The 13,973-nt window shown below is 49.8% G+C and carries 12 protein-coding genes; 3 read left to right on the top strand and 9 right to left on the bottom strand.

Features of this window, described 5'->3' with window-relative positions:
* The first annotated feature begins 528 nt into the window (after positions 1-528).
* The gene (locus PSHG_RS22705) at positions 529-1,587 is read left to right on the top strand and encodes an LLM class flavin-dependent oxidoreductase (protein ID WP_010278222.1); all 1,059 of its coding nucleotides are present in this window, start codon (positions 529-531) and stop codon (positions 1,585-1,587) included.
* A gap of 325 nt (positions 1,588-1,912) precedes the next feature.
* On the opposite strand, the gene PSHG_RS22710 is transcribed toward PSHG_RS22705, so the two are convergent.
* Positions 1,913-2,830: an aldo/keto reductase gene (locus PSHG_RS22710; RefSeq protein ID WP_010278224.1), complete on the bottom strand. Its 918-nt coding sequence runs from the start codon at positions 2,828-2,830 to the stop codon at positions 1,913-1,915.
* A gap of 245 nt (positions 2,831-3,075) precedes the next feature.
* Here PSHG_RS22710 and PSHG_RS22715 point away from each other — a divergent pair, with 245 nt between their 5' ends.
* Positions 3,076-3,954, top strand: a complete 879-nt coding sequence (locus PSHG_RS22715; RefSeq protein WP_010278226.1) for a pentapeptide repeat-containing protein — start codon at positions 3,076-3,078, stop codon at positions 3,952-3,954.
* A 169-nt stretch (positions 3,955-4,123) separates the two neighbouring features.
* On the opposite strand, the gene pepT is transcribed toward PSHG_RS22715, so the two are convergent.
* Entirely contained in the window at positions 4,124-5,371 is a 1,248-nt protein-coding gene (gene pepT, locus PSHG_RS22720; RefSeq protein ID WP_010278227.1) for a peptidase T, read from the bottom strand.
* 224 nt (positions 5,372-5,595) lie between these two features.
* On the opposite strand from pepT, the gene PSHG_RS22725 reads away from it, so the two are divergent.
* Positions 5,596-6,417 carry a sugar phosphate isomerase/epimerase family protein gene (locus PSHG_RS22725; protein WP_010278229.1) on the top strand — a complete coding sequence of 274 codons (822 nt, stop codon included), beginning with the start codon at positions 5,596-5,598 and terminating at the stop codon, positions 6,415-6,417.
* Positions 6,418-6,812: 395 nt separating this feature from the next.
* Here PSHG_RS22725 and PSHG_RS28750 read toward each other — a convergent pair whose 3' ends face one another.
* From PSHG_RS28750 to PSHG_RS29645, 7 genes are all read right to left on the bottom strand, one after another.
* Entirely contained in the window at positions 6,813-7,118 is a 306-nt protein-coding gene (locus tag PSHG_RS28750) for a GNAT family N-acetyltransferase (RefSeq protein ID WP_262362395.1), read from the bottom strand.
* 364 nt (positions 7,119-7,482) lie between these two features.
* Positions 7,483-8,175 (bottom strand): LrgB family protein, encoded by a 693-nt coding sequence (locus PSHG_RS22735; RefSeq protein ID WP_010278232.1) that lies wholly within the window; start codon positions 8,173-8,175, stop codon positions 7,483-7,485.
* Positions 8,172-8,552: a CidA/LrgA family protein gene (locus PSHG_RS22740; RefSeq protein WP_010278233.1), complete on the bottom strand. Its 381-nt coding sequence runs from the start codon at positions 8,550-8,552 to the stop codon at positions 8,172-8,174. Before PSHG_RS22740 ends, PSHG_RS22735 begins: the two co-directional genes overlap by 4 nt.
* 1,159 nt (positions 8,553-9,711) lie before the next feature.
* Complete coding sequence (locus tag PSHG_RS22750) at positions 9,712-10,002, bottom strand: hypothetical protein (protein WP_010278234.1); 291 nt, start codon at positions 10,000-10,002, stop codon at positions 9,712-9,714.
* Between the two features lie 547 nt (positions 10,003-10,549).
* A complete protein-coding gene (locus PSHG_RS22755; protein WP_010278236.1) occupies positions 10,550-11,482 on the bottom strand; it encodes an aldo/keto reductase in 933 nt (310 codons plus the stop codon).
* A 410-nt stretch (positions 11,483-11,892) separates the two neighbouring features.
* Positions 11,893-12,549 (bottom strand): class D sortase, encoded by a 657-nt coding sequence (locus tag PSHG_RS22765; protein WP_010278238.1) that lies wholly within the window; start codon positions 12,547-12,549, stop codon positions 11,893-11,895.
* Positions 12,550-12,565: 16 nt separating this feature from the next.
* Positions 12,566-13,973, bottom strand: a 1,408-nt coding sequence (locus tag PSHG_RS29645) for an LPXTG cell wall anchor domain-containing protein (RefSeq protein WP_010278239.1), incomplete at its 5' end; no start/stop codon positions are given.

The raw sequence follows: 13,973 nt of genomic DNA on the forward strand, positions 1-13,973 counted from the left end.
ACGGCGTTTTTTCACGCTCCTCTTTAGCAAACTGAACACTTGTCCACCCATCAGCCAGACCATGCTTTCTCCCAAATGCTTGCTAGAAATTCGCTTAATGCATGGTTTCAGAGTCATTATATGATTCAAAAGCTGTATTCGTTTGGACATGCGTCGCTTTTGTTCGCACATTCTTGGAGTTAGCGATAAGGGAGGCTGCCAAAACTTCTAGTTATGATGGTGAAACCTTGCTGCCGGAAATGCCGAGGATTTATGGTACTATAAGTACATTGGGGCAGGTTAGCTTGAGCGAGGATTAGTCTCTTAGTCTCTATGTATAGCATACTGGTGCATAGTTTCCTGTTATCTAGGGTATACAAGGGATAACAAGGACAGTAAAGGATACAAGGATAGTAAAGGGTATAAGAGATGACAAGGGATAATGGACGAAGCATACAAGGGATGGTAGGGACTGGCTGAGCGAAGCGAATGGCTCTCTAAAAGAACTAATAGTTAAACATAGATTAAGCAGAATGCTGGAGGATGGATATGGAGATTGGGATAAGCACCTTTGTGGAGACGACACCGGATGTCCACACCGGTGAAGTGATTAGTCATGCGCAGCGCTTGCGCGAGGTGGTGGAAGAGATTGTTCTGGCCGATCAAGTGGGCCTTGACGTATTTGGGGTTGGAGAGCACCATCGTGAGGATTATGCGGCGTCTTCGCCTGCAGTCGTGCTTGCCGCCGCGGCGCCTCAAACCAAGAAAATCCGATTAACCAGTGCGGTTACGGTACTTTCATCGGATGATCCGGTGCGGGTGTTTCAGGATTTCGCTACGCTGGACGGGATCTCGAATGGCCGCGCAGAGATAATGGCTGGCCGGGGGTCTTTTATCGAGTCATTTCCGCTATTCGGTTATGATCTGAAAGATTATGATGAGCTTTTTGAAGAAAAGCTGGAGCTGCTCCTGAAGCTCCGTGAATCGGAGAAGATCACTTGGCAAGGCGGCCACCGTCCGGCTATTCACAACCGCGGAGTGTATCCGCGTCCTGTGCAAAATCCGCTTCCTGTATGGATAGGCAGCGGCGGAAATCCCGAATCCGTTGTACGCGCCGGCTTGCTCGGCCTGCCTTTGGTTCTGGCCATCATCGGGGGCAGCCCTTTGCAATTTGCGCCGCTCGTGCAGCTGTATAAGAAAGCGGCCGCTCAAGCCGGGCATGATCCCTCCAAGCTGCCCGTAGCGTCCCATTCGCACGGATTTCTGGCGGAGTCTACGGAAGCAGCGGCCGACCTGTTCTTCCCCTCCACTCAACAAGTGATGAATGTGATCGGGAGGGAACGGGGCTGGCCCCACTATGACCGCTCCAGCTTTGATGCGGCCCGAAGCTTAAAGGGGGCCCTCTATGTTGGGGATCCCGATACAGTTGCGGAGAAGATTATTATGCTTCGCAAAGAAGTAGGCATTACCCGGTTTATGCTCCATGTCCCGCTGGGCACGATGCCTCACCAGCATGTGATGCGGGCCATTGAACTGCTAGGGACAGAGGTTGCCCCGCGCGTCCGGGAGGAAATTGCCCGTTGGGAGCAGGCTGGCGGACAAGAATAAGCGGCTTTAGGCCAACGGCTCCGAGCCTTAAGCGCACTCCGGCTGTAATCAAGATCAATGGTGTAGAAACGGCTAAAGCTCACTTGCCTTGTAATGGGCCAAGTGAGCTTTCATTTTGCCGGGTATGGGTCTAATCAGGAAAACGTTACTCCTGTATTGCTGTTGGTAAGTGCGTGTTCAAGTTGAAGCCCGTGGTGGTTTCGGTTTCAGCGATAGCTAGAATAGGGCTTTTGATAGTACGGTAACATTTAGTGTGACTAAGAATTACTAAGTATCACCAAGCATTGCCGGGGTGTTCCGATGTTATATCAAATAGATACCAGCTCTAGGGAAGGACATTTCCGGCTGCACGGTAAATAGTGTACCACTCTTCTCGAGTTAATGTAATTTCACTGGCCTTGCAGCAATCTTTCAACCGCTCGATATTCATAGTGCCCGTGACAGGCTGCATACGGGCAGGATGACGCAGCAGCCAGGCGATAGCAATGGTTGTGCTGCTTACCCCATATTTCTCTGCGATTTCGTCAATATGCTTATTTAATTCAGGGAACTTTTCACTGCCAAGGAATACCCCTTCAAAAAAACCATATTGGAAAGGGGACCAGGGCTGGATTGTGATGTCATGCAAACGGCAGTAGTCCAGAACGCTTCCATCCCGGTTAATCGCAGATTCATTGGTCATATTGACATTAATTCCACTTGAGATCATGCCGGAGTGAGCAATGCTCAGCTGCAGCTGGTTGGCTGCAATCGGCTGTCTGACGAATTTTTTGAGCAGCTCGATCTGCATCGGATTCTGATTGGAAACGCCGAAGTGCTTAACCTTTCCTGTGCTTTCTAGAAGGTCGAACGCCTCCGCTACTTCCTCAGGCTCCACTAGAGCATCAGGCCGATGCAGCAGCAGCACGTCCAGATAGTCGGTCTGCAGCCGTTTTAGAATACCGTCTACCGATTGCAGAATATGCTCTTTGGAAAAATCAAACATTCCTTTGCGTATACCGCATTTAGACTGGAGAATCATTCTCTCGCGAACATCATCGTTCATTCCAATTGCCTTCGAGAAAATTTCCTCGCAAGTCCCGCCCCCATAAATATCCGCATGGTCAAAAAAGTAGGCTCCGGCTTCAATGGATTCGTTAATAAAACGATTGGCCTCATCAAGACTCAGTGATTTGATCCGCATGCAGCCAACTGCAATTACGGGTACTTGCAGTGTACTGCTTCCAAGTGGAATGGTTCTCATTGGACAGCCTCCTTAACATGCTCGCTTCATTTAGTAGATGGATTACAGCATAGTCTTCCTTGTTATTGTGACAGATCAGGCCTATATGATACAAGAAGCTTGTCAGACTTTGCAGCGGGAGCTTTCTTTTTTTATCAGCTGGCAAGGTATAATAGAGTGAGTGAGGCTATTGCTATTTTCAGGTGCCGGAGAAGAATGAGTAAGCCAGCACCATGATGTTAGCGACAGACGGGAAGGAGTGCTCCATGGTAGAAAAAGGAAATACAGCCCGGCTTGATCGTAATCATTTGAGAGCGGACTGTGAGAGCTGTTTCGGCTTGTGCTGTGTCGCCCTGCCATTCTCTAAATCGGTTGATTTTGCCATGGACAAGCTAGCAGGACAGCCATGTACTCACCTCCAAAGGGATAACCGCTGCGATATTCATAGCGAATTAAGGGACAAAGGCTTTCGCGGCTGTACCGTATATGATTGTTTTGGCGCAGGACAGAGGGTGTCCCAAAGCACTTACCAGGGAAGAGACTGGCGCAGCCACCCGGAAACTGCTAAACAAATGTATGAGGTATTTCCTGTCATGTGGCAGCTGCACGAGCTGCTGTGGTACCTGACTGAAGCGCTGACCCATCCTGCAGCTGTATCCTTGCGTGGTCCGCTTACGGAGGCCCTGCAGCAAACGGAGCAATTATGCAGGGGGCTGCCGGCTGATTTGCTGCGAATAGACATCGCTCAGCATCGGGCCAAAGTGAATGAATGGCTGTTGGAAACAAGCGAGCTCGTAAGAAAGACGGCTCGTGAGGCTAGAGCGGCCGAGCAGCGAAAGCCTTTCCGTTCAAAACAAAATAGCCGTTACCGCATCGGGAGAGGGGCGGACCTGGCAGGGGCCCGATTGAGCAAAGCCGATTTGCGCGGGGCCAATCTGCGCGGGGCTTTCCTGATTGCTGCCGATTTGCGGGAGGCCGATTTGCGCGGCGCTGATTTGATAGGAGCTGATCTGCGGGATGCTGATTTAAGGTGCGCCGATTTACGCGGCAGCCTATTCCTTACTGCGGCACAGCTGAGCTCAGCCAAAGGGGATAGCAGCACGAAGCTGCCAGCTGCTCTGCCAAGGCCCCAGCATTGGGGCTAGCGCAAAGCAAGATAGCGCTAGCCCCGTTAGCATCCCCGCGCCACGGATTGGTTAAGGCCAGCTTGCGGGCTGCCTACCGTTTCCCTAAGGCAGTCGGGAAGCCTGGCAGCTCCTGCTTATCCGCCCAAGCTCAAGCTCCTTTTTAGCTTCAGCGGCTGCAGCTGGTTAATTACTGCTTAGCTTTTTGCTCGAAGCTGCGGAGGATTTCGACAATCGTCTTGACAGCGAGCTCCATTGCGTCTACCGATACATATTCATACCGACCATGGTAGTTTTCTCCGCCTGTGAAAATATTCGGAGTAGGAAGCCCCATATAGGATAACTGAGACCCGTCTGTACCTCCGCGTATTGGCTGCACGATCGGGCGAATGCCGAGGGATTCCATCGCTTCATAAGCAATCTCGACGATTTCCTTGACGGGCTCAATTTTTTCCCTCATGTTGTAATACTGGTCATTCATTTGAAGCTCGAAGCGGCCATCACCATATTTCTTGTTTAATTCCTCTGTCAACCGGACGAGGGTTTCTTTGCGTGCACCGAATTGCTCTTTATCAAAATCGCGAATAATGTACTTCAGCTCACAATGCTCTACTCCTCCGGTAAAAGAGAGCAAATGGTAGAAGCCTTCATAGCCGTCGGTATACTCGGGAGCCTCGTCTGCCGGGAGGCTCTGATGGAATTCCATAGCCAGCTTGGCTGCATGAATCATCTTATTCTTCGCGGTTCCGGGGTGAACATTCTTGCCTTTAACTGTTACTGTTGCCCCTGCGGCGTTGAAGCTTTCATACTGGAGCTCGCCGAGCGGCCCTCCGTCGAGAGTATAAGCAAAGTCGGCATGAAACGCTTTAACATTAAAGCGGTGAGGGCCCCTGCCGATTTCCTCATCCGGAGTGAAAGCTATCCGGACCTTGCCATGGGGAATTTCCGGATGGCGGATAAGATAATGCATAGCGGTCATAATTTCGGCTATTCCGGCTTTGTCGTCGGCTCCAAGCAGTGTAGTTCCGTCAGTTGTGATTAAGGTTTGCCCTATGTAACGGGAGAGTTCGGGGAAGTCCTTTGGTGAAAGCACAATATTAAGATTTTCATTCAATACGATATCGCTACCATCGTACTGCTCGACCACCTGAGGATTTACACCTGCTCCGGTAAAATCCGTAGCCGTATCCAGATGAGCCAGGAAGCCGATTGTCGGCAATTCCTGCTTGGCTGTATTCGCCGGCAAGGTTGCCATTACATACCCATTCTCATCTACCGTCACTTCCTCCATGCCGATATTAATGAGCTCGTCGACCAGCATGCGGGCCAATGTCCACTGGCCTGGGGTCGTCGGGCAAGTCTCACTGCTGCTGTCTGATTGAGTATCCACCTGAGCATACCGGATAAAACGGTCAATCAGCTCTTGTTTTAGGCTCATGGTTTTTTTCCTCCGCTTCCGTTTTAGTTGCATAATTATCTTTTGATCTTAACATCATTCCCCAAAACAAAAAAGAACCCTCTGCCGGCCATAGCAATAAAAGCAGGGAAACACTGCGCTGATTGATCAAGAACTTTCCGTTAAGGGCAGGGAATGGGGGGCGTGGCAGCGAATAACTTTTCGGTGAGGAGGGTGTAAACTCAACTTTACAGGAGGTTTCGTGGATGAAATTATCGTTTACCACTTTAGGCTGTCCGGATTGGGATCTTGAAACGATTGTTACGAATGCTAAAGCTTATGGCTATGATGGGGTGGATTTCAGAGGCTTGCAGGGGGAAATGGAAATTTATAACCTGCCTGAATTCAGCTCCAGACTGGAAGAAACGAAGCAGCAGCTGCGCGAGGCCGGTTTAGAGATCACCTGCTTTTCCAGCTCGGTCAAGCTTTTTAATGTAGAGGGCCACGCTGCGAATTTGGAGGAAATCACCCGGTATGCCAAGCTCTGCGAGCAATTTGGCACTCGCTATATTCGTGTGTTTGGCGGTAGAATTGGGGAGACCGACCGGCAGGAGGCTGCCCGTTCCATGGCGCAGCATCTTCAGGATTTAAGCCGGATTGCCAAAGCCCATGGTGTGACTTTATTGCTGGAGACACATGATGATTGGCTCAGTCATGAAGATGTCAGCCTGCTGCTTGATCTGGCCGGGAACGCGTCCATTGATGTGTTGTGGGACGTTCATCATCCTTACCGGATGCTCTCGGAGCAGCCTGAAGAAACTTGGAAAGCATTAGGCAGCCGGATCAAATATACGCACTGGAAGGATTCCCTGCCGACCGGGGAGCAGGCTTCTGATTTTCGCTATTGCTTGACTGGGGAAGGGGACATTCCATTAAAGGAAATCTACCGGATCCTTGAACAGGGCGGGTATGACGGTTGGTTTACATTTGAATGGGAGAAAAAATGGCACCCGGATATTCATGAGCCTGAAGTTTCGCTTCCTCAATATGTCGAGTATATGCGCAAGCTGGAGCAGGGGTTGGGGTAAGCTCTTTTCTTTCGGCTGGCGTGATGAAGAACCTGAAAAGCTTGGGGGGACTAATGCGGGATTGCTGAATAGCAGAATAGCAAAATAGCAAAATAGCAAAAAAAGCCAAACAGCTGAACCGGCTTAATTGCAGGGCAGTTGAATAGCATAGTAGCCGAACGGCAGAACAGCTAAGAATAGAGCTTAATGGCCGAACGGCAGAATAGCAAAAAAGCCAAACAGCTGAAATGGATTAATTGCAGGACAGTCGAATAGCTTAGTAGCCGAACATCTATACAGCTGTATAGCAAAACAATCGAATAGCCAAACTAGCGTTCGAGTAGCGGTGTGCAAGGGAGACGGGTTCGCCTGGCGCTTCAAAGATAGGCAGTATAAAAGCATGCCAATTTTGAGCGTCAGGCGTCGGTCTCCCGGGACGCTGCCGAATCCCGCTGAATGCAGTACAGTACATGCTTGCGCAAAGGACTGCCGGGCTCGAGACGGGGATGGTCAAAGTAATCAACGAATTGCATGCCTATTTTCCTCATCACGTTTTGGGAGGGCTCGTTGATGGTTGCTGTAAAGCTGTACACCTCTTTAAACTTCAAATCACTAAACCCGTAGGCCAGGCATGCCTTAGCTCCCTCCGTAGCAAACCCTCGGCCCCAAGCCGCTTGTGTCCAGCTCGGACTGAATAGCAGAATAGAACTGCTCGGTTTCACTTGCTGATAACGTTTTGGGGAAGTAGCGCATAACAACAGGATCGGCATTCATCGCTATGAAAGGCTCTAAATCCGATGTCCTCCGCCACAGTCTAAGCCGGAGTCTAGGCGTTTCCAATATAATCACTAGATTTCATTCCTTTCTTCCAAACAAACAATCACCAGATTTGCTCTCTCCTCCAAACAAACAATCACTAGACCTCACCCTCTCTACCTTACAAAGGATTTGCAGGCAAACAGATGACAGCTCAACCCAATAAGTTCCACTCCATAAGTATTCCCTGACAGGAGCTGGTGTGTATGCACTCCCTGCATCTTGTGGTCGGGATAGTGAGCTGCAAATCAGCTTTTCCTAAAGGGCCAATTATAAATAAAACAGCCAGGCCACAAAAGGGCCAAGAAAGGACCCGATGACGGCACTAACCGTCATCGCGACGGAGCTGACAGAAACTGTCTCCTGCGAATACTCGGTTGCTTTGGCTGTTCCGATAGCATGAGAGGCTGTACCGAAGCCAATTCCGCGACCCACCGCTGAATCAATGCGGAGCCAGCGCAGCAGGTAGGGCCCAAGAATGACTCCGCTGAAGCCGGCAATCATTACAAATACAGCAGCTAAAGACGGAATGCTGTTCAGCTCCATGGCAATTTGCATAGCCACCGGAGTCGTGATCGATTTGGGCAGCAGAGCATACACCAGCTCCTGCGAAAAGCCGAGCAAACGGGCAAATCCAACCCCGCTGACCATTCCGGTGACGGCACCTATGGTTATTCCAGCGAGCAGGGCCCGCCAGTTTTTCTTCAACAGCTCCCAATGCTTGTATAAAGGGTAGGCCAGCGAGACGACAGAAGGCCCCAAGAAAAAATGAATCCACTTGGCGCCGATCATATACGTTTCATAGGGAATACGCAGTATTAACAACGACGCGATTATAACACAAGTGGATGTAACAGCCGGCATTAGGAAGGGCAGCGGAAAACGGACATAAACCTGAATCATGGCTCCGTACAGCAATATCGATAGCATAACGACTAGGACAGTCAAAATAAAAGTACTCATGATGAAGGATCCTTCCGTTCCGATGTCAGCCGTTTGGCAAGAGACTGGCTGGTTGCGCCGGAGACGGCCATCGTGATAAGGGTGCTGACGATGATGCATGCGACAAGCAGCATACCCTTGCCCGCAAACGTAGCGCCGAACTGCATGACGCCTACCGTGGCGGGAATAAAGATAAACGGCATGAACCGCTGGACGAATGTAGCGCCTGGCGCGATCCAGTGGACCGGAATCCACTTGAGCATTAGCAGCGCCCAAAGAAGCAGCATCCCGATTATACTGCCGGGCACGGGCAGGTGCAGGGCTAGACGAAATCCTTCGCCTATATAGAAAAAAGCAACAAGAATTCCGACTTGTAGTGCAAGATGAATAAATTTCATAGGTAGAGCCTCTTCTTGAGTAAGGGGACCCTGTTCACTTCCTGTTTTTAAAAGTTTGCCTATTCTCGTGACGATAGGGTACAACTATCATAAAACTGCAGCACAGGGACGTCAACTATTCTAAATTTCCATAAAGAGGCTGTCGATTTATTGTGGAATATCGCCGCTGCTCAGCACGTACTTGTGAGATGGGCTGCAAGTGCATAGCGAGGCGTGCGCAGCGAGGCGTGCGCAGCAAGGCGTGCGGGGCGAGACGTGCGCAGCGAAGCGTGTGCACAGGCGTGCAGTGGGCCACAAGCAATCTGCAACTAGGGCAACAGGTCATAAGCAAATCTGCAACTAGGTTACAAACGGGCTGCATGAGCTGCATGAAAGCTGCACGGGCTGCAATTAATTCTGCAAACCAGTAAGCCTGACAATATAACCAGCACATTTTTGCGGCCCAAGTGACGCAAGGCGAGTTACAGTAGCCTGGAGAAACCGCGTTGGTTTGCAGCCGGGGTTTGAGGGTAGCAAGATTTCCATTACGGATGGAGCGGTAGTCACGCCGAATACCCCATGGCTGGACCGCGGCTTATGAAAGTTGCATTTATGTACTTGAAGATACTGCCTTTGTTATACCTGGCGCAGCAGCTCCGACTGGCAACACTGATTATACGCCTGCCGGTTGAATACGGGACAGGTAATTGTCCGATTATACGCCTGTCGATTTGAAACTGACCAGGTAATTGATCGTTGTCTGACCTCGGGGCTGGTTACTTGCTGCCATTCCGTGAGCCGGAGGGACTGGCAATAAAAAATCCGGGCATAAGCCAGCAAGCCAGCCTGGGAATGCCGGCTCGTGATGAGCTTTGCCTCAACTATTTTTTCGACCAATACTAATAAACGTACGAATTAGCTTTTTGCTATAAGGAGGAACTGGATATGCCTTAGGACTTTAGGGAGGCTGTCCCAATTATCAAGACAAGGGATAGCTTTTTCTATCATTTAGTTAGTCAGTAAAAGGGTCAGTCAATTGGCATTATCTGGGGCGTCCGTAAGATTTTCGATATTGGTAGAACCGAAGAACAGCAATACGACAACAATAATCAAAATTAAGGACTCTGAGAACTTGATGCCATCGAACTCACTCATCTAGTTAATCCCTACTTTCCGGCGATTAGCCATTACCTGTCTTAATTCTAAAAGCTTCCACCACTTCATCTAGGGTCATGTTACCATTCTTATTCAGAAAATTGACCATGCTCTCAATATTGGAGTTGTTGAGTCCACCAATAGTTTTGAACTGACCTACCAGAGAAATAACGGTTGACGCGTTTCTATATAATTGAACGGAATCGACTTTAAGCTTGCCTGTTAGAAGCAGGGCGGCCACAACGACCTCCAGTTTTTTGTCTTTAAGAGGACTGTTTCGTGGTGCACTTTTCTTCTTCTTTCCAAAAGAGGCCACGATTTCCCCTCCAACATACTAATATACGTAACTCCATAATGCTGCACAATGGTTCGCTAACGTGGCTGGTAACTGGTGTATTGAGTCGATTAATTTTGGCGGGGTCATCAGCAAACTGACTTCGGAAGCAGTACTGAGTGTGGTTATAGTCATTATTATCCATCTTATGCATAATAGATAAAATCGTTACAGGTCAGAGAGTGTAAACTAGAGAGCATTATTAATTTATAGGCTTGTGCTTTGCTCCGCCGTCTATATAAAATGGAAAAAGACGACTCCCTAATTGAGTGGAGAGTCGTCCTTAATTTTGCTTCAGAGTGCGCTTTTCCTCACTAGTTGTCACAAATGTGTACGAGGAGGAGCGTTGGTTAAAAAAACCTTGCTTGTTCAGCTAACATAGGAGCAAGAGTGAGCGTTAGTGCAGAACTCCTTGCAGGGTCGATGCGTGCTGGACACTCCTGTTGCGATGGGCATCCACAATAAATGTCTGGACACTCCTGTTGCGATGAGCATCCATGATAAATGTACAGTTTACTGCGAAATCTGATTACTTAAAAATATCGCTGATCGCCTTGACATCGGCTGCGCTCAGCTCCACTTCCAGCGTTTTAAGGTTGCTGGCCACTTGATCCGGTTTCTTGGCGCCGGGGATCAGGGCGTCGATGGCCGGCTGATGCAAATACCAGGCCAAAACCAGATGAGCGATTTCGGCACCCTTGTCCTGTGCAAGCTTGTGGAGCTGTTCTACCTTTTCTAAATTACGCAGGAAAGCCTCCCCCTGGAAAAGAGGGTTCTTGGCCCGTCCATCGTCAAATGTAGTATCCTTCGTATATTTGCCGCCCAGCAGTCCAGCCGCCAAGGGGAAGTAAGGGATAAAGGAAATTCGTTCACGTTCACAGTAAGGCAGCAGCTCTTGTTCCGCTTCCCTTTTAAACAAGTTATACTCGGATTGCAGCACCTCGACATAGCCGTCCTTGTTCGCCTCCGCCAATTGCTCGACACTGAAGTTGGAAACGCCAATGGCACGGATTTTGCCCTGTTCCTTCAACCTTTGCAAAGCTCCGACGGCTTCGTCTTTCGGTGTGGCCTCGTCGGGAAAGTGGATGTAGTACAAATCGATATAGTCAGTTTGCAGCCGCTTTAGGCTTTGCTCCACTTGCTGGGTCAAAAATGCGGGAGAATTGTCCATCTCCATCTTCCCGTCAACAAATTTATGAGCGCCCTTGGTGGCAATAACTACCTGATCCCGATTTCCCAGTTCCTTCACAACCTCAGCGATCAACTCTTCCGAGCGTTCGGGACCGTAAATATACGCTGTGTCCAAAAAGTTTATCCCCTGCCGCAAAGCGGTGCGAACCACCTCTCTGCCGGTTTCCTCGCTAAGATTAGGATAGATATTGTGTCCTCCGACTGCATTGGCGCCAAGGCCTATGGGATTCACTTTTAAGCCCGTCCTGCCGATTTCCCGAAGCTTGCTCATTTTTGATCCACTCCTTAAGGTTGGTTTTATGGTGTCTCTTTTTCTGAGGCTTTCTTGTTTGTGTTTCTTGGCAAATTGCCAACTTCTATTGGTTTGGCATAACTGTTATGCCTATTATAACAACCGTAGCGGTGAAAAGAAAATTCGGGGCCTTTGGCAAGACTTACGGCGGGAAAAGAAAATACGGCCATCGGTAAGATTTCACTGAAAAGGCTGCGGGGAGAAGCTGCGGAAAAGGCAATTGTGGAGGAGGACATTCTCTGAATAACGTGGGGGCTCCTCAGAAAGTCCCTTGGCTCCCTTGGAAATCACTTGTAATTCTCAGAAAGTCCTCTGGAAGCCCTCTGAAAGTCCTCTGAAAGCCCTGGACCTTCTGAAAACCAACTGGAAGTTCTTTTATTAATTAGTTATTAGCTAGAAGTAAGGGAAACCGAGCGGGAAGGGGGTCTGGGTCTGGTATCGACCAGCTCTCCTTTGACGGCGATCCGCTTCTTGCCGTCTCGTGTACAGGTGATCAGAGTGATCTCTGTTTTGCCTTCCAGGTCGTCCAGCACTTCCACTTGATTAGGAGGAATAACCTTCGCGCTGGTAACTTGATACACATAGGTTGCGTCCCCCGTATGGAGCAGGAGATCATCGCCGTTTTGCACCTCGGGCAGGTTGCTGAAGTGCCGATCGTTGCGATAACCGCGGTGCCCGGCAATCGTAAAATTACCTTGACCCGGGGTTTGATCCTCTTTCAATTGCGTGAGTGCAATTTTCAAATTCTCTTCAGTCGTTTCCGGCAGGACGTACTGCTTTAACTCGATAGCCGGAATTTCCAGCTCCATAATTCCGTCTAGGCTGCCGGCTGCGAGGGAAGTATGCTGCGAAGCTAGAGCGTCTTCCATAACCTCGCCGGAGGCAGAAGGGTCTGCCTCCATTGAGATTAGCGTAAGGGCATCCTCCAGCGCTTTTAGCTCTCGTTGATACTTCAGTTCTTCGTAGATAGGCACAGAGAGGAGAAGGACACCTATCAGCATAAATCCAATTCCTGCAGCTAATAGTTTTGTTCCTTTGGGCCTCATGGCGATCCTCCTGACTTTACAGCTGTCTGAATCTACGATAAACCAAAAGTCCAGCGCCGGCGGCTAAGGAAATTAATCCTGCTATTAGCATGTAGAACAAGCTGGTTTCTCCGGTTTGCGGGAGAATACCTGGTTGGCCGTGTTTCCCGGAACCGTCTTCTCCAGGAGCAGGAGCGGCTACGCCTTCACCGGAACCAGGAGCAGGAGCACTGTCACTGTCGCCTGGGGCAGGAGCGGCTACGCCATCACCAGAGCCCGGAGCAGGTGCAGCACCGCCGTCACCGGGGGCAGGAGCACCATCGCTGTCGCCTGGAGCAGGAGCGCCGGCACCGTCACCCGGAGCAGGAGCGCCATCGCTGTCGCCTGGAGCAGGAGCACCGGCATCGTCACCCGGAGCAGGAGCACCGTCGCTGTCACCCGGTGCGGACACGCCGCCACCGTTTCCTGGTGTCGTTGGTCCACCGCTGTTGTCGCCAGGTGTAGATCCGCCATTGTTGTCACCCGGAGTATTATTGCCATCTTCAGATCCAGGGTCATCCTCATCAATGTCGTCTAAGCCTGGAATCGGAACCCAAACGGGAACAGGTGAATTTTCAAACCTGATTTTCAGCGTTTCTTCCTGACTTTTCTCTATAGTAAATTCATAAGGTGCAGATTTGAGCCTGTATCCACGGGGAGCTTTCGTTTCCACGAATTGATAAACCCCAGGGCGCAGCTCGTCGATTTGGATTTTTCCGTTCTCATCCGTAGTCAGATCTCTGTACAGCACATTTCCTTGGTCATCCAGCAGGTTGAAAATGGCGCCTGCCAGAACTCTGTTGTGATTGCGAGCAGCTACTTTGGTCAATTCCACCGAACCGTAGATCATTTTATTCTCAACCTGAACCCGCTTAGGCTCTTGTTGGTTGCGTTCAATGATAATCTCGATCGGCTCGCTATCCAGCTCATAATGCTCGGCTGCTTTTGTCTCAATCAGATAATACTTGCCTGGACGCAGATCCGTAATCAGGATTCGCCCGTTGTTATCTGTTGTTAAATCAGTACGAACGATATTTTTTGCTTCATCGCGAAGCTCAAACTTGACTCCTTCCAATTTGAGGGAGGTGTCATCCCGGTCAACCTTCTGAATCTCCAGGACACCGGATTTCAGTTTGTTCTCAACAAGCAGCTTCACAGGCTCCGGCTGGCTCTTCACAATGGTGAATTCAACCGGCTTGGCAAGAAGCTCGTAGTGGTCAGCCGCTTTTGTTTCGACCAGATAGTATTTACCCGGACGCAGATCCGTAATGCTAAATTGACCTTTCTCATCGGTCGTCAGATCGGATTTAATGACGTTATTGGCTTCATCGCGAAGCTCGAACTTAACGCCTTTCAGTTTAATCGAATTTACGTCTTTATCTACCTTTTCAATCTCCACAGAACCC

Source organism: Paenibacillus senegalensis JC66 (assembly GCF_000285515.1).
GTDB classification, from domain to species: domain Bacteria; phylum Bacillota; class Bacilli; order Paenibacillales; family NBRC-103111; genus Paenibacillus_L; species Paenibacillus_L senegalensis.

Bases quoted from the DNA above. Each gene is read 5' to 3' on its own strand.
- PSHG_RS22715 (WP_010278226.1), top strand. From the start codon at position 3,076: ATGGTAGAAAAAGGAAATACAGCCCGGCTTGATCGTAATCATTTGAGA.
- PSHG_RS22735 (WP_010278232.1), bottom strand. From the start codon at position 8,175: ATGAGTACTTTTATTTTGACTGTCCTAGTCGTTATGCTATCGATATTG.
- PSHG_RS22705 (WP_010278222.1), top strand. From the start codon at position 529: ATGGAGATTGGGATAAGCACCTTTGTGGAGACGACACCGGATGTCCAC.
- PSHG_RS22765 (WP_010278238.1), bottom strand. From the start codon at position 12,549: ATGAGGCCCAAAGGAACAAAACTATTAGCTGCAGGAATTGGATTTATG.
- PSHG_RS22755 (WP_010278236.1), bottom strand. From the start codon at position 11,482: ATGAGCAAGCTTCGGGAAATCGGCAGGACGGGCTTAAAAGTGAATCCC.
- PSHG_RS22740 (WP_010278233.1), bottom strand. From the start codon at position 8,552: ATGAAATTTATTCATCTTGCACTACAAGTCGGAATTCTTGTTGCTTTT.
- PSHG_RS22725 (WP_010278229.1), top strand. From the start codon at position 5,596: ATGAAATTATCGTTTACCACTTTAGGCTGTCCGGATTGGGATCTTGAA.
- PSHG_RS22710 (WP_010278224.1), bottom strand. From the start codon at position 2,830: ATGAGAACCATTCCACTTGGAAGCAGTACACTGCAAGTACCCGTAATT.
- pepT (WP_010278227.1), bottom strand. From the start codon at position 5,371: ATGAGCCTAAAACAAGAGCTGATTGACCGTTTTATCCGGTATGCTCAG.